This window comes from Senegalia massiliensis (genome assembly GCF_009911265.1).
Classification (GTDB): domain Bacteria; phylum Bacillota; class Clostridia; order Tissierellales; family SIT17; genus Anaeromonas; species Anaeromonas massiliensis_A.
In genome coordinates, this window is record NZ_QXXA01000011.1 from 40535 (window position 1) to 58133 (window position 17599).

The following is a 17599-nucleotide window of genomic DNA, read 5'->3' on the forward strand; positions in this document are numbered from 1 at the left end:
TAATTTAATATACATCAAATCACCTCATATTTCTAATTCTTGGGTCTACTATCCCATATAAAATATCTGCAACTAAATTTCCTATAATAAGTAGTGTAGCAGTAAGCATTGTAGTTGCCATTATCACAGGATAATCATAATTAAATATAGAATCAACTCCAAGCCTTCCCATTCCTGGCCATCCAAATACTGTTTCTGTAACAAATGCACCTGTTACAATATTAGGCAAACTCATTCCTAATATTGTAATTATAGGAAGTAATACATTTTTAAGTACATATTTAAACATAATTTTATATTTTGAAAATCCATATGCTTCTTCAGTTCTAACATAATTTGCATTTAATTGTACTATAGTGCTTGTCCTTATATATCTTGTATAAATAGATATACTAGAAAAACTTAAAACAATACAAGGTAATATTCCATGTTTTATGACATCAAGTATAGAATCTGGCTCTCCTAAGGTTCTCATTCCAACACTAGGTAATAAATTTAATTTATAAGCAAACACATATATAAGTAATATTCCAAACCAAAAACTTGGTATTGATATTCCAATATAAGATATTGTGGTAATAATATTATCTATAGTTTTTCCTTTCTTCTTTCCTGTATATAATCCTAAGGGTATAGAAATCAATAAAGATAATAATAAAGAACTTCCCATAAGTCCTACAGTAGCTGGAAGTCGAGATTTTATTACTTGTGTAACAGGCTTAAAATCTATTAATGAATATCCTAAATCTCCTTGTAATACTTTTTTAATCCATTTTATGTATTGAATATATATAGGTTCATTTAATCCTAATCTTTCTTTTACTGCTTGTATTTCACTAGCATTCATCTTAGGCGAAATATAGCTAGTTGATGGATCACCTGGTGCCATATGCATTAAAGTAAAAGATATTATAGATATTATAATAAGCATAGTAATTCCTTGTAGTATTCTTTTTAAAATATAATTTGTCATATTTCACCAACTTTCAAATTAATTTTAAAAGACAGCTCAGAATGAACTGTCTTTTATATTATTCAACCATGTATATTTGAGATAAATCATCAAACATATGAATAGGAGCTGGAGCTGCATCTTCCAATCCTTTGAATTTTGGATTTACTGCAACTATGGCATATCCATAATCTATAGGATACATTGCAGCATCTTTTATTATTTCTTTTTGAATCTTTTCATATAATTTTTCTCTTTTACTTGAATCTTTTTCCTTTGCAGCTTCATCCCATAATTTATCGACTTCTTCATTTTTATATCCACTTACATTATTCATACTTTCAGCTTTAAATACCTGTGCATACGTAGATGGTTCTTTACCATATATATAGCCATTGAAAGCTAAATCATATTCATCTTGATGTTCTTTTTCAAATAAAGCATTAAAAAATGATGCCATATCCATTGCTTTAAGTTCTACATTTATTCCAATTTCTTTTAAATATTGTTGAACTAATAGTTCTCTAACATTATCTTTGCCTCTATACACCATAGTTAAATTGATATCTTTAAGGCCACTTTCTTCTAATAGTTCTTTTGCTTTTTCTATATTATATTCATATTTTTCAACATCATCTGTTTTATAAAGTGTTTTATCTGCAAAAAATGAATAAGCAGGTTTTGCATAGTCAGTAGATAAATAATTTGCTTTTAATAATTCATCTCTATCTAATGCATAAGCAATTGCTTTTCTTAAATTTTCATTATCAAGTTTACCACCATTTTGATTAAATATTATGTAATCTAATCTATCTTCATCAAAAGCTAAAATGTTATTACTTTCCTCAAATTTTTCCACCTTATCAGCAGTTATGCTCATAGCATCTATTTCGCCATTTTGAAGTGCAATTTCTGCTGAAGATGTCTCAGGAATTACTCTATAGACCACATTATCTAAATGAGGAGTACCTTTAAAGAAATTATCAAATTTAGAAAGAGTTATAGATTCGCCTGATTTTCTTTCTTCAAATTTAAATGAACCTGAACCAACCGGATTATTATTCACATCACTTGCTTGAATATTTTCTATATCTCCATATACATGTTCTGGGAACATTCTTATTCCACCTATAGTATCCAAAAATCCAATTTGAACTTCTGGTAATATAAACTTAACAGTTAAGTCATCTATTTTTTCTATTTTAACTTCACCTTCTGTAGTTACAAAACTATCTCTTAAATGACTTCCTTGTTTTTTATCCATAATCGTATTAAATGTAAAAACTAAATCATCAGCATCTAAAACTTCACCATCATGCCAAGTAAGTTCATCCTTTAATTTAACTTTATATGATAAATAATCTTCGGATGGTTCAACCTTTTCTGCTAACCAATAATCTATATCCTCACCTTTCAAATTATAAAGAGGAGCAAATATGTGATTTACTAAAGTTAAGGTTGTCCTATCATTACCATATAAAGGATGAATAACTCTAGAATCTGAACTAACTCTAAATATCATTTGACCTCCTTCTACTTTTTTTCCCTCATCTTCTTTTTCATTTTTTGAAACTTGTTTATCTTGTTTGTCATCTGATGAATTTTCATCTCCACATGCTATAAAAATAAACGAAGTGGATATTACTAAAATTAAAAATAAAGTTAATACTTTTTTATTCATACTTAAACCCCCATTTTTTATTTTCAAATCAAAGAAAGTATAGCATACTTTTAACTGTATTATCATTAATATTTTTAAATATAAAATCTTTAAATAATGAGCGCCACCTTGATAGATTTTATCTATGGATTATTATGTTTTACTATAATAAAAATTAAATCTTATTTTTCATTTATTATCATTCATATGATATAATATAATATCAAATTATTTTATAAGGGTGTTTTGATGTTTAATATTACTGAAGATTCTATAAAAAAATCTACCTTAAATGATAGAACATTTAAAAAGAGTATAAATTATTATAAAAATAACTATGTTAAAAATTTATTATATTATAAAAATAAATTTACCTTTTCTGCAATTGTGGAAGGTACTAAAAACTACAATGTAGATATAAATTTTGATAAAAATGGAGAATTACAACATGCAGAATGTAATTGCCCTGCTTATAGAGAATACTGGGGATATTGCAAACATATTAGTGCAACATTGTTAGATATAATGCATAAAGATAAAATTGGTACTTTTGATTCAAAAGAAAAGCGAAATAATGAACAAATTCAAAAATTACTAGATAATTACAGATTCAATTCTGATTCTAAGATTCCTATAAATATTGAATATAATTATGAATTTTACCCACATGGAACCAGTGGATATAAAAATGCATCTACTTTAAACTTAAGAATAGGTGAAGATAAACTATATGTCGTTAAAAGTATAAAGGCACTTTTTCAACATATAGAACATAATGAATCAATGGTATATGGAAAAAATTTTACTTTTGAACCTAAAATTCATAAATTTAAAGAAGAAGATCAACCTATAATAGATATGTTAAAAGAAATATATGATAATGAGAGCTATATAAATGAATATTCTTCATATGGTAGTGGTAGTTTATTTAAGGGGAAAAATGTCATATTGACTCCAAATACCCTTAAAAGATTTTTTTCTATGATGAAACAAAGAAAATTAAATGCAAGAATATATCATAATTATTATGAAAATATAGAAGTTAAAGATGACGATATAGATTTAAGTTTCTCACTTAAAGATTCCGAAAAAAACTTATCTTTAGAAATGGATTATAATGGTCTACTTGTACCATTAGATCAAAATGGTAACTACTTTTTTTCAAATAAATCTATATTAAATATCTCAGAAAAACAAAGAAAAAATTTAATACCTATATATAATCAATTAAGTAAAAATATAGAAACTTCTATAAAAATACCAAAAGAATATAGAGAAGATTTTATTTCTGAAATTTACCCTTCTATAAAAAAAATAGGGAATATAAATATTGATGAAAAAGTAAAATCATCTATTTATAATCCTGATTTAATAAAAGAAGTATATTTAGATAACGAAAATAATAATATTATAGCTAGTATAAAACTAATATATGGAGATACAACAATAGAACCTTTTTCTAAAGAAAAACGAGATTTGCAAAATGATGAAAAAATACTTCTAAGAGATCTAGAAAAAGAAAATGAAATACTAAATATATTTGAAAATGCAAATTTTAAAGTAAATAAAGATAATAATATTTATTTAGATGATGAAGAAGATATATATAACTTTTTAAATAACATGCTTCCTAAATTACAAAAACAAGCTGATATTTATTATTCTAATAGTTTTAAGAATATAGAGGTAAAAACCTCTTCTGCTTTTTCTGGAGGTATAAGATTAAATGAAAAAACAGATATGTTAGAATTCAACTTTGAAATTGATGGAGTAAATGATGATGATCTAAGAGAGATATTTAATTCAATAAAGAAAAATAAAAAATACTATAGATTAAAAGATGGTTCATTTTTACCTCTTAGTATAAATAACCTAACTCATATGTCAAACATTATAGATAATCTTGATTTAGATTTAGATAATTTTAATAACTCTATAATTGAAATACCAAAATTCAATTCACTCTATTTGGATAGTGAGTTTCAAGGAGAGTTTAATTATATTAATAGAAATTTAGCATTTAAACAACTTGTCCAAAATATAAAAGAACCAAAAGATATGGAATTTTCACCTCCTGAGGATTTGACAAATATCCTTAGAAATTATCAAATGGTTGGATTTAAATGGTTAAAAACACTATCAACATATTCCCTAGGTGGAATACTTGCTGATGATATGGGACTTGGAAAGACCCTTCAAGTATTATCATTTCTATTAAGTGAGAAAAAAGAAAAAGGATCTAAACCTTCACTAATAATTGTTCCTACATCCCTTGTATACAATTGGGAAGATGAAAAAAATAAATTTGCAAAAAATTTAAATACTCTTGTGATTTCAGGAGATAAAAACTCACGAAAAGAAATGATAAATCAAATAAATGAATATGATTTAATAATCACTTCTTATCCTTTAATAAGACGTGACTCCGAATTATATAGTGATTTTAATTTTAGATATTGCATTTTAGATGAAGCTCAGCATATAAAGAATCCAACTTCTCAAAATGCAAAATCAGTAAAAATGATAAATTCCGAAAATAACTTTGCTTTAACAGGAACACCAATTGAAAACTCACTTACTGAATTATGGTCTATTTTCGATTTTATAATGCCAGGATATCTATTTAGTCACAATAAATTTATGAAAAAATTTGAAAAACCTATAATAAAAAATGATAATAATGAAGCTTTAGATACTTTTAAAAAACATATTACTCCATTTATTCTTAGACGATTAAAAAAGGATGTATTACAAGAATTACCTGAAAAAATAGAACATAAAATAACAGCAGAACTTACAAATGATCAAAAGAAAGTATATCTTAGTTTCTTAAATGAAATCAAAGGTGAAATCAAATCAAGTATAGCTGAAAAGGGATTTAATAAGTCTCAAATGAAAATATTAGCAGGACTTACAAGACTTAGACAAATTTGTTGTCATCCTAATACTTTTATAGAAAATTATAATGGATCAAGTGGAAAGTTAAAATTGCTGGAAGAAATATTAGATGATACTTTAGAAAGTAATCATAGAATACTTCTATTCTCTCAATTTACATCAATGCTATTTATTATAAAAAAATTATTAAAATCTAAAAATATAAAGTATAAATACTTAGATGGAAGTACAAAATCAGAAGAAAGAAGAGAATTAGTAAAAGAGTTCAATAATGGAGAGGGAGATGTATTCTTAATTTCACTTCGTGCAGGTGGAACAGGACTTAATCTTACTGGTGCAGATACTGTTATTCACTTTGATCCTTGGTGGAATCCTGCAGTAGAAAATCAAGCTACAGATAGAGCACATAGAATTGGCCAAAAAAATACTGTTCATGTGATGAATCTTATAACTAAAGGAACCATTGAAGAAAAGATATATGAGCTTCAAGAAAAAAAGAAAAAAATTGTAGATTCAGTTATAAAACCAGGTGAAAAAATGGTATCAAAAATGACAGAAAAAGAATTAAGAGATATATTTGGAATATAATCGGGTAAAACTATTCTAGAGGAGACGATTTGATGGAAACTAAAGTTGAAAATATGGTTAAAAAAGATAAGAAAAAAGCATTGGAATATATTAAAAATAAAGAAAAAGGTAAAAAACTTATTGATGAAGCTGTTCATAAAGCAAGAAATGAAGATAGTGGAACAAAAGAATTTAAAAGTGATCTTAAAATAAGTATATCCATGTTTAAGTCTTTTCTCTCTGGAGAATATAGGAATATCTCCAAGAAAACAATAATCTCTATAGTTGCCGCAATACTTTATTTTGTAAATCCTTTTGATGTAGTTCCAGACTTCATAATATATGCAGGATATATTGATGATGCTCTAGTATTTTCTATGTTACTTCGTAGCATAAAAAAAGAAATTGAAAACTATAAAAAATGGCAAAGTATGAAAGAATATTAATACATTTTAATCATCTTTTCTGTAAATAATATTAATACCCCCAGTTAAAAGGATGATCTATATGGACAAAAATATTGAAGAAAAATATATTATAAATACAAAAAATAAAGAAAATTTTTCTATTATTGAGAACAATGTCAATGCAAATATATTCCCTTTAGATATGTTAAGAGATATAGATTATATAGATCCTAAAAAATTCAGATAAACTCCTATAGAAATCAAAAGGATTCTCCAACAAATTGGAGAATCCTTTTTCTATGATTAATGAGGAAGTATAGTAAATCTCAATATAAATAATATAGCAAGTACATATATTGCAGGATGAACTTCTTTTCCTTTTCCTGTTGTTATTTTTGTTATAGGATAAAATATAAGTCCTGCTGCAATACCATTTGCAATACTATAACTAAAAGGCATAATAGCCATTGTTAAAAATGCAGGTAATGCTTCTGAAAAGTCTTCAAAATCTATATGTTTAATACTTGTCATCATTAATACTCCAACTACTATAAGTGCAGGTGCAGTAGCTTCAGCTGGTACCATTCCTACAAGAGGTGCTAAAAATAATGATAATAAGAATAATATACCTGTTGTAACAGCAGTAAGTCCAGTTCTTCCACCTTCACTAACTCCTGATGCACTTTCTACAAATGTAGTTGTAGTAGATGTACCAAGAAGTGCTCCTACTGATGTTGCAATTGAATCAGCAAAAAGTGCTTTATTCATATTCTTAAGTCTTCCGTCTTCTTGTATAAATCCTGCCTTTGCTCCAGTTCCAACAAGAGTTCCTATAGTATCAAACATATCTACTAAAGAAAATGATATAACAACTGTTACAACACTCATTATTGCTCCAATTAATCCAACTTCACCTAAGTTTAATAATCCAACAAAATCTGCTTTAAAAAGTGTCGGTGCAATACTTGGAATTGAAAAACTAAAATCTGTAGGTACAGTTGTAACACCTAGTGGTATGCTTATAATTGTAGTTGCAATTATTCCAATAAGAATTGAACCTTTTATTCCTCTTGTCATAAGTACTCCAATTATTAAAAGTCCTATAATTGTTACAATTGTTGCGTTTTGAGTGAAATCTCCAAATCCAATTAATGTTGCTGGATTATCCACTATAATATGTCCTTGTTGAAAACCAATTAATGCTATAAATAAACCAATACCACCACCAATTGCTCTTTTAAGTGAATCTGGAAGTGCATTTACTATTGCTTCTCTAAGTCCTGTAATTGTTAAAATTATAAATAATATTCCAGAAATAAATACTGCTGCAAGTGCTTCTTGCCAAGTATATCCAAGTCCTAAAACAACTCCATAAGTAAAAAATGCATTAAGACCCATTCCAGGTGCTAGTCCAAATGGTAAATTTGCATATAACCCCATTATTAGAGTACCTATTGCACCAGCTACACATGTTGCTACAAATATTGATCCTACTATAGGATCTTCAAATCCAATACCAGCTGCTGCATCTCCTAGAGCACCTGCTTCATTCATACCTGCTAATTTTAATACATTAGGATTTACAAAAATAATATAAGCCATAGTTACAAATGTAGTAATACCAGCCATTATTTCTGTTTTTACATCTGTTTTGTTCTCTTTTAATTTAAAAAATGAATCCATTATAATACCTCCTCTAATTTAAATAAATAAAAAAACTCTAAAGATAAACACTATAAGTGTTCATCTTTAGAGTTAAATTCAAAGACACACACTCATAGTCTAAGAATTTACGGTTCTTAGGTAGAAACTTTCTGGCCATATTCCAGATTATTATATGAGTATCACTATTTAATTCTAAAATTATACTAACAGATATATTAAAATAAGTCAATAGAAAAAACGAATATTTTTTTATTAATTTAGGTTAATGTTTTGATTATCTTTTTCACAAGTAATAAATCCTTGGATTTATTTGTTATTATAATTACCTCTAACCAAAAAAAATATGGAAATTAATATTAGTTATATATTAATACATCTGCTTTTTTTCTTATATCAAGTTCTTTAAAATATTTATTTTCCAATGGAATCCAAATATCTCTAAACTTTTTATACATATCTTTACCATTTCTATCTATTATTCTTTCTTTTTGAGTATCATCATCAATATCAAAAAATATTTTTAAATTATAGTAATTTATAAGCTCAGGATGCATGCTATATACTCCTTCTATTATATTTAACTTTTTTGGAGTAACAGTTCTGTATTCTGTTAATTCTTGTACCTTACAATTAAAAATTTGATATTTAAAACAATTATTTTTATTAATATTTTCTAATATCTCTTCTTTAAAACGAGTATAGTCTACATTTCCCCCTGCCTCTTGTAATCTTTCTTTAGTCTTTAATTTAGCTGGCAAAAAGAAATCATCCATATGAAATAAATTACAATCATATTTTTTATTAAGTAAATCAGAAAAACTACTTTTACCTGCTGCACTTTTTCCATCTATTGCTACTAAAACTTTGTATTTATATTCCAGGAGCTTGTCTATATTTTTAAATATAATTTCCTTTGAACTCATATTATATAATACCTACTCGTTCTAATCTGATAACTATTATTGGAACAAGTATTAATTGAATAATAATACCTATTATAGAATTAGCAAATGCCCCTGTTATAAACATATTTATAGTGAAACTTGTATTATTTAAAAAGAATAAAAAGTAACTAACTATTCCCCAAACTATTCTTCCACTAATCATTGCAACTATTAGTGATATAAAAACAGATATTTTGCTCTTTTTTAACATACTATATAATAGTCCTGTAACTAATCCATATATACCTAATTCAAAAGCCATAGCTATAGCAACTGGAAATAATGGTGGCATACCAACTAAAGCACTTCTAAGTAAAGGAGTTATAATTCCAACTAAAAGACCATATTTCCACCGTACTATAAAACCAGCTAGTAATACAGGTATATGCATAGGTAATAAATTAACACCTAAACTTTGAATATTGCCTGTCATATATGGAAGTAAAATACCAAGTGCAATAAACACTCCTGATAATGTAATTTTATTAACTGTCTTCTTCAAATTTTCACCTCTAATTGTATATTTTTTATTTGCATAAATTATTATAACATAAAAATCCATCCAAATTTATTTTTACTATTGCTATCTTTTATTTAATTTTAATTTTTCTTTTACTTTTTTTATATTTTCATCATCTTTAAAATCATAACCTTTCATCATTCCCCCCCCTTTAATGATATTATTTGCATCTTTTATAAGCTGATTTAATCTCTCTATTTCCCTTTTTAAAAGTTTTTTCCCATTATCATTTATTATGTATATTTTTTTATTATCTTTTTCTGTAACTATATCAATATAACCTGCATCTAAAAATCTACCAAGCAAATTATATAATGTCCCTGGACCAACTACTACTCTTTCATCTGTAAGTTCTTTAATAAAATTCATTATCTCATAACCATGTCTTTTTTCATATAAACTCAATAGTACATAAAACATTGGTTGAGTAAGTTTATCAAAATATCTCATATCATTCACTCCTAATTGTATTGACTATCGATATACTTATATTATATATCGGTGGTCGATATAATGTCAATATTTTCAAAATAAAAACAGACTAAAGTTTTAGTCTGTAAATAATCTAATATTCTCCTCTACCAACTTTTAATGATATTAACCAAAATGGAACTAAAAATACTATCACAAAAAAGTCCAATAATACATCTAAATCTCCATCAAAATATAAATCATTTAATACATTTGTAATTAAAAATGTTAATCCCATAATAAAAATATTAAGGGATAGATCTTTTGATAATTTCTTTTTATCCTTTACTTTTTTAGTATCTTTACTTCTTTTAGTATAGCCCATTAAAAATATATATTCTTTTTTATATATTAATAGTGCTAAAAGCATTATTAATATACTTAAGACTATATCTAGCATTTGGCTACCCCCCTTGTATCCAAATTATATATTTCTTCTATAATGTCTATAGTCTTTATTTATATCTTCTATTGATTTCATTTGTATGATATACATCTAATCCTTTTGAAATTAAATTATTTGAAATAATAAGCGTATTACATCTCCACGGAACTGCTTCTTCACCATATAGCATACCTTTTGTTCTTTTGCTAATGATATTAATTCATCTATGTATTTTCTACTTTTTCTTCTACAATCCAATTCTTTCATATGAATATATTTGATATCATGTTCTGGTACCCATTTTTCCATATTTTCTTTATTAAATTGAGGCACATGTTTGCTGTCTGGATATGATCTTACATCTACTAATACTTCTATATCATATGATTCTAAAATTGAAATAAATTCTTTTTTCAAAGAGTAGAATGATCTATTATATATATTATATAACTCCTTTTATATTACTTCAATAATTTATATGACCGTATTTTAAAATAATAAAATTGTAATTCCATAAAAATCATCTAAATATATGATAAGATTATATATAGACATTAAAAATTAAAGGAGATAGAAATGTTTATTGAAAATTATAATGTAGTAAAAAAATCACAATGGACAGGTAGAATTGATAGCGAAGATGATTTTGATAGTTTTAGGTGGCATCAATGGATGAAATCTATTGATTTAAATGATCAAAACTTGAAATCATATGAAGGAAAATTAGGTTTCGCTCTACTTGGATTTGCATGTGATATAGGTGTTAAATTAAACAAAGGAAGAACTGGAGCAGCTAAAGGACCTAAGAGTATTAGAAAAGAACTTTCTAACCTTCCTTGGCAATCTTCAAAGGATGTAGAGATTTTTGATTCAGGAGATATCACTTGTGAAAATTGCACTTTAGATGAAGCTCAACACTCACTTTCAAAGGCAGTAGAAAAAATATTAAGTTTAAATTTATTTCCTATATTATTAGGTGGAGATCATAGTATTGCTTTTGGTCATTATAAAGGAATATTTGATTATTTAAAAGATAAAAATGAAGAAAAAAATATAGGTATAATAAACTTTGATGCTCATTTTGATTTAAGACCTTATAAAAAAGGTGGTACTTCTGGTACTATGTTTAATCAAATAGCTGATATAACTGATGCTCATGATATAAATTATTCTTACTTTTGCTTGGGTATTCAAAAGCATAGTAATACTTTAAGCTTATTTAAAACTGCTGATAAATTAGGTGTAGAATATATACTTGCAAAAGATATCATTAATATGGATTATTACTCAATCATAGAAAAATTAGATGATTTCATAAAAGATAAAGATCATCTATATGTTACACTTTGTTCAAATGTGTTTTCATCTGCTTTTGCTCCTGGTGTAAGTGCTCCTCAAGCATTAGGGCTTTACCCAGACAATGTATTAAACTTTTTAAAATATTTATTGCGTTCTAAAAAAGTTATATCTTTTGATATAGCTGAAGTTTCTCCTAGATTTGATCTAGATAATACTACTGCAAATTTAGCTTCTGTTATGATTTTTGCAGTTGTAAATACTCTTTCTAAAATAATGTAAAAAATCACCGACATTTTTGTCGGTGATTAATTTATTATAATAAAAACACTGTAAGTATATTTTTGAAAACTTTTTAAATATCTTTTTATTTTTCTAAGGTTTTCTCATATGCAAACCTTTCACTTCCATCTTTAATATATATAATTCCACAATATTTAAATCCGTTTTTCTTTAAAAATTTCTGCATGGATTTGTTTTTTCTATGAGTATCTATTTTTATACTATATATATTTTTCTTTTTACTTAAAGTTTCTACTTCTTTTAAAAACTCAGTTGACATACCAGAGCTTTTATAGTCCATATCTATAGCTATTCTATGAATTACTGCATATTTATCATGGGTAAGCCACTCACCTTCATATATATTATCATAAGTTTCTTCACCTTCAAAATTAACTGATCCTGTTACATATATTTTTTGATTTTGTTCCAATAAATAACTATATCCATTGTTTATATCTTCTTTTATTGTATCACTATTTGGATATCCATTTGTCCATTGAGGTATTCCTTCACTATGCATATAATTTTGTGCTTTTGTTATTATATCCATTATTTCATCTATATCTTTAAATTCTGCTAATCTAAATTTCATGTTTTCCTCCTTTACTTGAATTGCCTTGAATTTTATTTCTAATACTCATCATCTTGTGATCAGTTTGTGCAATAGTATTTGCACATCTTTTAAGTTCTTTTTCAATTTCCTTTGAATCTTCTATACCTTTTTTATACTTTAATTCATGCTCAAGGCTTGCCCAAAAATCCATTGCAACTGTTCGGATTTGTATTTCTACTCTTATCCATTGCTTACTATCTGAAAAGAAAACAGGAATTTCAATTATCATATGATAACTTCTATATCCATTAGGTTTAGGATTCTTTATATAATCTTTAACTCTAATTAATTTAATATCATCTTGTTTTGTAAGCATATCTGAAATTTTATATACATCATCTATAAAAGAACAGACTACTCGTATTCCAGCAACATCATTTAACGAATTCATAATTGATTCAATACTAATTTCTTTTTCTAGTCTTTCCAACTTATTCACTATGCTAAGTGGCTTTTTAACTCTAGATTTAATAAATTGTATTGGATTTTTTCTATTACCTATAGATAATTCATCATTAAGTATGGTAAGTTTTGTAGTCACTTCTCTAATAGCAGATTGATACATCATCATAAGTTCTCTAAAATGAGACATACCTTCAAAGAATTTTTCTGGATCATTAGGTAATGATGATTTATTTAAAACTATTTTATTAAAATCTTTATTTATCATTTGCTTTCACCTCATATAATACTTTTATACTTAGTCTAATAATCATATCTAAGTATATTTATTCTATGTACAATTATATCATCTTTTTAGAAATACTAAAATACAAATAAGTTCTTAATTCGTTTTAAAATGAATTAAGAACTTATAATTATTTAAATATATTTTTTTAAAATTCCTTAGCTTCATATATGAATTTAGATACAAATAAAGATATGAAATAAAGTAAAATGCTCGTTCCAAATAATGTTATACTAAGTTGGTTTAGATTTAGAGTCAATAACTTTTTAACTAAACTAATATCCAATATATTAATATCATATCTATTTAATATATTAGGAGTTAATATAATCATCATATAGAATATAGCATTAACTATTTGAGCTTTTCCTATATTGTAATATTGAAATGGAATATTAAATACTAAGTATATTATTATTAGAGAACTTATTATAGATATCTCAACTAATCCTAAAGAATTGCCTGATACATCATCAAATAAAATTCTACTTATATTTGATGATAAATATATAATCATAGAAATTGCAATTATATATATTATCATAAATAAATATCTAGCTTTAACTACATCAAATTTTTTAACAGGCATTGATACTATTAACGTGTTTGAATTTTCCTTATATTCTTTAGTAGTTATTCTAGCTGTAATAAGATATATACTAATAACAATTGAAAATCCATATATAAAATTAGATTTATATATATTACTTACAGAAGTTCCCATATAGCCACTTCCTATAGCTATTATTAGTATAATTAAATTCATAAATCCAAGTACTCTTATATCTTTCATTATAAGCTGCTTCATAAATATCCTCCTAATAAAATTTTCTAGTAGTATATAATGTTATGGAAATACCCATTGATATAAAATATATAACTGAAATTATAGCAGACACAATTAATAAATTATTAAAATTTGAAAAATCTAGTCTAGTAAAATTTCTAGATACATAATTTATTGTTGTTATATTTACAAAAAACATTAAAAAGAGAAGTGTATTAATGAATTTTGCAATTTTAGGTGAAAATTTAAATTGTGTTGGTAGTGAAACAGATGATACTACTATAGTAAGACCAAATGCAAATACCAAGGTAATAATATCAATTTTACTACTATCTAAAATGCCTATGATATTCATAATCCAGATATAAACTAAACTATAGATAGTTCCTAATATGAAACTTATAATTATATTTATATATTTGCTAATCACTATATCTGTTTTCTTTACTGGCAATGATTGAATAAATATATGAGGCTTATCTTCTATTTCGTATGAAAAAGGTGTCGTAATAATCATATGACAAAATCCAAATGTAGAAAATAAAAATATCTTACTTATACTTTCCGTTCCAAATGCTAAAATTATAAATGGTACATATATTAAAAGCATTAACAATATAGACTTATTTGAAAGACTAACTATAATATCTTTCTTTATTAAATTAAGCATACTTACCTCCTCACTGTATAAAACATTATATCTTCAAGAGATGGCTTTTCTACCAATATTTTATCTTTAGATAATTTTTTAATAAAATCTTCATTATCTGTAAGTGCTTCAAATCCTACTGTAGTTTCTCTAACACCTATAAACTTAATTCTATTATTTGAATTTAATATTTCTTTTCCACCTTTTATTATTCTATATGTTTCTAATATTTCATCTTTTGGTTTTGTAAAAACTATTTCTCCATCATTTATAAATGTTATATAATCAGCTATCTTTTCAAGATCTGTAGTTATATGAGTTGAGAAAAATATAGATTTATTCTCGTCTTGTATGACATCATATAATATATCTAATATTTCTCTTCTAAATACTGGATCAAGACCTGATGTAGGTTCATCCATTATGATTAAATCTGCATTATGTGATAATGCAAGACTTAATGAAAATTTCATCTTCATACCTTTTGAAAGTGTCTTTATTTTTGAATTTTCATCTAAAGAAAACTTTTTTATGTATTCCTTAAATACTTTTTCATCCCACTTACTATAAAATGGTGCCACTATATTTTTCATTTGTTTTATAGTTAAATCTTCATAAAAATATGATTCATCATATACAAACCCTATTCTTTCTTTTACTTTTCTTTCGAATTTTTTGTTATCAAGTCCAAATATTTCAATACTACCTGAATCCATTTTTATCAAATTCATTATTAATTTTATAGTAGTAGTTTTACCTGCTCCATTTGGTCCAATAAAGCCCATAATATAACCTGGTTCAAGATTAAATGAAATATTTTTTAATTTAAAGTTCTTAAATTCTTTATTCAAATTTTGTAATTTTAACATATTATACCTCCTCAAATAAAATCCTTAGCATTTCTTCTATTTCTCTATAATTAAGTCCTAGTAATTTTGATTCATTGACCACTTCTACTAATTTTTCTTCTATAATTTTTAGCTTTTTCTCTTTCATCAGTTCTTTATTTTGCATGGCTACAAAAGAGCCTTTTCCTTGTATAGTCTCTATAAAACCTTCTTTTTCTAACTCTTCATATGCTCTTTTAGTAGTGATTACAGATATTTGTAAACCCTTTGCAAGTCCTCTTATAGAAGGTAATCCTTCTCCTACTTCTAATTCTCCTTTTATTATCATAGATTTTATTTGGCTAGATATTTGTTCATATATAGGATCATTTGAAGAATTGGATACTATAATTCGCATACTCCACCTCTCTTTACTGTTTACTATGTATATACTGTTTATATATTATATGTACAGTATATGTTTAAAATTATATTTTGTCAAGAATAAATAAACAATAAAAAATATGCTATTTAAATAGCATATTTTTATTAATTATTTGAATTTATGAGGTTTTTCTACTCTCATTTCTAGAATATATCCACATTCAGTACAAATATCAGCTACTATATTTGATCCAAGGGACATAAATGTATTATTTACAGGAAGCATCTTTCCATGTCCTATTTGTTTACCTTGACCTATTTCTTTACTTCTACATTTTGGACATACCTTATTTTCTATCATAATATATTAACTCCCTTATTTATATTCATCTATTATTTCTTCTAAAATTTCTGCACCTTTTATTATTAAAGGTTTGCATCCTTCATTTTCATCTCTTTTTGTTTCCTTTATGATCTTACAATCAGTATTTTCAAATTCTTTTTCAAATTCCTCTACCCATCTTCTTGTTATTTCTTTCATTTTAGAATTTAAACTTGGCTTATCTTCTGTAAACATAACTCCTATAGCTGCAGCTCCTCCTGTAATAATTCCACAAGTTTTTTCAGAACATAGACCTCCACCAAAAGGTGTAATAGCCTTTAAAGTTTTTGAATCTAAGTTTAAATTATAATAGTCATTACAAGAATTTAGTATTATTTCTGCACAGTTATAATGATAAAGTTCTTTTTTATCTCCATATTTAAGTTCTGATTCAATATATTTTTTAGCTTCATCTTTTAACATATTTTAAGCTCCTTTCTACAAATTTATATTCTTTTCAAGTTTAATAAACTTTATATCTTTTTCATCTTTATTATTTTAATTATATTAAATTTTAATTTTTTTATTAATAAATCAAGATTATCTATTATTTGTCTTATACTTTTGTTGAATCATAATATATTATATCATTTATTGTCTATTTATTAATCATATATTTAATATTTTGATAATAAACTCACATAAAGTCTTAGACCTTTAATTTAGACCTAAGACTTTATGTGAGTTTACTATTTAATTTTTATTTAACTATTAATACATTAGTTTTTACATGATTTAAAACTTTATGTGAAACACTTCCAACCATTGCTCTTGAGAAAGCTCCAAGTCCTCTACTTCCCATTACAACTAAATCATAGTTTTCTTCCTCTACTTCTCTTATTATTTCGTCTCCAGGATTTCCTTTTCTCAATTTAGTTTTTACTTCTCCTTTAAAATCATCAAATAATTTTAATGATTCTTGTAAAATAACTTCTCCTGACTGAATTAAGCTTTCATTTATTTCTGCATTATAGTATTGTTCTGTCACATAAGGAGTTATCATTAGATTTTGTACTACACTTAGTATATCTAACTTTGCATCTAATGCTTCTGCTAATTTTTTAGCTTCAAGTAATGCTTTTTTAGAATTGTTTGAACCATCTGTTGTAACTAAAATTTTTTTCATTCTTACACTCCTCCTTTAGAATCTTATAATTTAAATGAAACTTGTTCTATTATATTAATACCCCTTTTAAATATATATTTATCATATCTTTAT

The 17599-nt window shown here is 25.4% G+C and carries 21 protein-coding genes and 1 riboswitch; of the genes, 4 read left to right on the top strand and 17 right to left on the bottom strand.

Annotated features, from left to right (window positions below; translation table 11 throughout):
- Positions 1 to 19: 19 nt before the first annotated feature.
- Together D3Z33_RS10510 and D3Z33_RS10515 are read right to left on the bottom strand one after the other, a co-directional pair.
- Positions 20 to 973: an ABC transporter permease gene (locus D3Z33_RS10510; RefSeq protein WP_160197720.1), complete on the bottom strand. Its 954-nt coding sequence runs from the start codon at positions 971 to 973 to the stop codon at positions 20 to 22.
- Between the two features lie 58 nt (positions 974 to 1031).
- Complete coding sequence (locus D3Z33_RS10515) at positions 1032 to 2633, bottom strand: ABC transporter substrate-binding protein (protein ID WP_160197721.1); 1602 nt, start codon at positions 2631 to 2633, stop codon at positions 1032 to 1034.
- A 228-nt stretch (positions 2634 to 2861) separates the two neighbouring features.
- Here D3Z33_RS10515 and D3Z33_RS10520 point away from each other — a divergent pair, with 228 nt between their 5' ends.
- From D3Z33_RS10520 to D3Z33_RS10530, 3 genes are all read left to right on the top strand, one after another.
- Complete coding sequence (locus D3Z33_RS10520; protein WP_160197722.1) at positions 2862 to 6098, top strand: DEAD/DEAH box helicase; 3237 nt, start codon at positions 2862 to 2864, stop codon at positions 6096 to 6098.
- Positions 6099 to 6130: 32 nt separating this feature from the next.
- Entirely contained in the window at positions 6131 to 6523 is a 393-nt protein-coding gene (locus tag D3Z33_RS10525; protein WP_160197723.1) for a YkvA family protein, read from the top strand.
- A gap of 61 nt (positions 6524 to 6584) precedes the next feature.
- Positions 6585 to 6731, top strand: coding sequence for a hypothetical protein (locus D3Z33_RS10530; RefSeq protein ID WP_160197724.1), 147 nt, complete (start codon positions 6585 to 6587; stop codon positions 6729 to 6731).
- Positions 6732 to 6787: 56 nt separating this feature from the next.
- Here the strand turns inward: D3Z33_RS10530 and D3Z33_RS10535 are convergent, their stop codons facing one another.
- The 6 genes from D3Z33_RS10535 to D3Z33_RS10560 all read right to left on the bottom strand — a co-directional run bounded on the left by D3Z33_RS10535 (position 6788) and on the right by D3Z33_RS10560 (position 10886).
- The gene (locus D3Z33_RS10535) at positions 6788 to 8167 is read right to left on the bottom strand and encodes an NCS2 family permease (protein WP_160197725.1); all 1380 of its coding nucleotides are present in this window, start codon (positions 8165 to 8167) and stop codon (positions 6788 to 6790) included.
- Positions 8168 to 8242: 75 nt separating this feature from the next.
- A riboswitch (purine riboswitch) is annotated at positions 8243 to 8345 on the bottom strand.
- 160 nt (positions 8346 to 8505) lie between these two features.
- Positions 8506 to 9072, bottom strand: a complete 567-nt coding sequence (locus D3Z33_RS10540) for a uridine kinase family protein (protein ID WP_160197726.1) — start codon at positions 9070 to 9072, stop codon at positions 8506 to 8508.
- Between the two features lies 1 nt (position 9073).
- Entirely contained in the window at positions 9074 to 9595 is a 522-nt protein-coding gene (locus tag D3Z33_RS10545) for an ECF transporter S component (RefSeq protein ID WP_243153484.1), read from the bottom strand.
- Between the two features lie 81 nt (positions 9596 to 9676).
- A complete protein-coding gene (locus D3Z33_RS10550; RefSeq protein WP_160197728.1) occupies positions 9677 to 10063 on the bottom strand; it encodes a PadR family transcriptional regulator in 387 nt (128 codons plus the stop codon).
- A 115-nt stretch (positions 10064 to 10178) separates the two neighbouring features.
- Positions 10179 to 10484 (bottom strand): DUF3784 domain-containing protein, encoded by a 306-nt coding sequence (locus D3Z33_RS10555; protein WP_160197729.1) that lies wholly within the window; start codon positions 10482 to 10484, stop codon positions 10179 to 10181.
- Positions 10485 to 10595: 111 nt separating this feature from the next.
- Positions 10596 to 10886: a DUF488 domain-containing protein gene (locus tag D3Z33_RS10560; RefSeq protein WP_160197730.1), complete on the bottom strand. Its 291-nt coding sequence runs from the start codon at positions 10884 to 10886 to the stop codon at positions 10596 to 10598.
- Between the two features lie 159 nt (positions 10887 to 11045).
- On the opposite strand from D3Z33_RS10560, the gene hutG reads away from it, so the two are divergent.
- Complete coding sequence (gene hutG, locus D3Z33_RS10565; RefSeq protein ID WP_160197731.1) at positions 11046 to 12047, top strand: formimidoylglutamase; 1002 nt, start codon at positions 11046 to 11048, stop codon at positions 12045 to 12047.
- 85 nt (positions 12048 to 12132) lie between these two features.
- On the opposite strand, the gene D3Z33_RS10570 is transcribed toward hutG, so the two are convergent.
- From D3Z33_RS10570 to D3Z33_RS10610, 9 genes are all read right to left on the bottom strand, one after another.
- Positions 12133 to 12642 (bottom strand): GNAT family N-acetyltransferase, encoded by a 510-nt coding sequence (locus D3Z33_RS10570; RefSeq protein ID WP_160197732.1) that lies wholly within the window; start codon positions 12640 to 12642, stop codon positions 12133 to 12135.
- Positions 12632 to 13333 (bottom strand): GTP pyrophosphokinase, encoded by a 702-nt coding sequence (locus tag D3Z33_RS10575; protein WP_160197733.1) that lies wholly within the window; start codon positions 13331 to 13333, stop codon positions 12632 to 12634. Before D3Z33_RS10575 ends, D3Z33_RS10570 begins: the two co-directional genes overlap by 11 nt.
- Before the next feature lie 166 nt (positions 13334 to 13499).
- On the bottom strand, positions 13500 to 14159 hold the full coding sequence (locus D3Z33_RS10580; RefSeq protein WP_160197734.1) for an ABC-2 transporter permease: 660 nt from the start codon (positions 14157 to 14159) through the stop codon (positions 13500 to 13502).
- A gap of 10 nt (positions 14160 to 14169) precedes the next feature.
- Complete coding sequence (locus D3Z33_RS10585) at positions 14170 to 14808, bottom strand: ABC-2 transporter permease (protein WP_160197735.1); 639 nt, start codon at positions 14806 to 14808, stop codon at positions 14170 to 14172.
- A 2-nt stretch (positions 14809 to 14810) separates the two neighbouring features.
- Positions 14811 to 15656, bottom strand: a complete 846-nt coding sequence (locus D3Z33_RS10590; protein WP_160197736.1) for an ABC transporter ATP-binding protein — start codon at positions 15654 to 15656, stop codon at positions 14811 to 14813.
- A 1-nt stretch (position 15657) separates the two neighbouring features.
- Positions 15658 to 16032: a GntR family transcriptional regulator gene (locus tag D3Z33_RS10595; protein WP_160197737.1), complete on the bottom strand. Its 375-nt coding sequence runs from the start codon at positions 16030 to 16032 to the stop codon at positions 15658 to 15660.
- Between the two features lie 135 nt (positions 16033 to 16167).
- A complete protein-coding gene (locus tag D3Z33_RS10600) occupies positions 16168 to 16359 on the bottom strand; it encodes a transcription initiation factor TFIIIB (protein ID WP_160197738.1) in 192 nt (63 codons plus the stop codon).
- Between the two features lie 15 nt (positions 16360 to 16374).
- Entirely contained in the window at positions 16375 to 16803 is a 429-nt protein-coding gene (locus D3Z33_RS10605; RefSeq protein ID WP_160197739.1) for a C-GCAxxG-C-C family protein, read from the bottom strand.
- Positions 16804 to 17080: 277 nt separating this feature from the next.
- Positions 17081 to 17506 (bottom strand): universal stress protein, encoded by a 426-nt coding sequence (locus D3Z33_RS10610; RefSeq protein ID WP_160197740.1) that lies wholly within the window; start codon positions 17504 to 17506, stop codon positions 17081 to 17083.
- Between the last annotated feature and the right edge of the window lie 93 nt (positions 17507 to 17599).

What these genes read in the sequence shown, in the direction of transcription:
- D3Z33_RS10510 (WP_160197720.1), bottom strand. Translation starts at nt 973, where the DNA reads ATGACAAATTATATTTTAAAAAGAATACTACAAGGAATTACTATGCTT.
- D3Z33_RS10515 (WP_160197721.1), bottom strand. Translation starts at nt 2,633, where the DNA reads ATGAATAAAAAAGTATTAACTTTATTTTTAATTTTAGTAATATCCACT.
- D3Z33_RS10520 (WP_160197722.1), top strand. Translation starts at nt 2,862, where the DNA reads ATGTTTAATATTACTGAAGATTCTATAAAAAAATCTACCTTAAATGAT.
- D3Z33_RS10525 (WP_160197723.1), top strand. Translation starts at nt 6,131, where the DNA reads ATGGAAACTAAAGTTGAAAATATGGTTAAAAAAGATAAGAAAAAAGCA.
- D3Z33_RS10530 (WP_160197724.1), top strand. Translation starts at nt 6,585, where the DNA reads ATGGACAAAAATATTGAAGAAAAATATATTATAAATACAAAAAATAAA.
- D3Z33_RS10535 (WP_160197725.1), bottom strand. Translation starts at nt 8,167, where the DNA reads ATGGATTCATTTTTTAAATTAAAAGAGAACAAAACAGATGTAAAAACA.
- D3Z33_RS10540 (WP_160197726.1), bottom strand. Translation starts at nt 9,072, where the DNA reads ATGAGTTCAAAGGAAATTATATTTAAAAATATAGACAAGCTCCTGGAA.
- D3Z33_RS10550 (WP_160197728.1), bottom strand. Translation starts at nt 10,063, where the DNA reads ATGAGATATTTTGATAAACTTACTCAACCAATGTTTTATGTACTATTG.
- D3Z33_RS10555 (WP_160197729.1), bottom strand. Translation starts at nt 10,484, where the DNA reads ATGCTAGATATAGTCTTAAGTATATTAATAATGCTTTTAGCACTATTA.
- hutG (WP_160197731.1), top strand. Translation starts at nt 11,046, where the DNA reads ATGTTTATTGAAAATTATAATGTAGTAAAAAAATCACAATGGACAGGT.
- D3Z33_RS10570 (WP_160197732.1), bottom strand. Translation starts at nt 12,642, where the DNA reads ATGAAATTTAGATTAGCAGAATTTAAAGATATAGATGAAATAATGGAT.
- D3Z33_RS10575 (WP_160197733.1), bottom strand. Translation starts at nt 13,333, where the DNA reads ATGATAAATAAAGATTTTAATAAAATAGTTTTAAATAAATCATCATTA.
- D3Z33_RS10580 (WP_160197734.1), bottom strand. Translation starts at nt 14,159, where the DNA reads ATGAAGCAGCTTATAATGAAAGATATAAGAGTACTTGGATTTATGAAT.
- D3Z33_RS10585 (WP_160197735.1), bottom strand. Translation starts at nt 14,808, where the DNA reads ATGCTTAATTTAATAAAGAAAGATATTATAGTTAGTCTTTCAAATAAG.
- D3Z33_RS10590 (WP_160197736.1), bottom strand. Translation starts at nt 15,656, where the DNA reads ATGTTAAAATTACAAAATTTGAATAAAGAATTTAAGAACTTTAAATTA.
- D3Z33_RS10595 (WP_160197737.1), bottom strand. Translation starts at nt 16,032, where the DNA reads ATGCGAATTATAGTATCCAATTCTTCAAATGATCCTATATATGAACAA.
- D3Z33_RS10600 (WP_160197738.1), bottom strand. Translation starts at nt 16,359, where the DNA reads ATGATAGAAAATAAGGTATGTCCAAAATGTAGAAGTAAAGAAATAGGT.
- D3Z33_RS10605 (WP_160197739.1), bottom strand. Translation starts at nt 16,803, where the DNA reads ATGTTAAAAGATGAAGCTAAAAAATATATTGAATCAGAACTTAAATAT.
- D3Z33_RS10610 (WP_160197740.1), bottom strand. Translation starts at nt 17,506, where the DNA reads ATGAAAAAAATTTTAGTTACAACAGATGGTTCAAACAATTCTAAAAAA.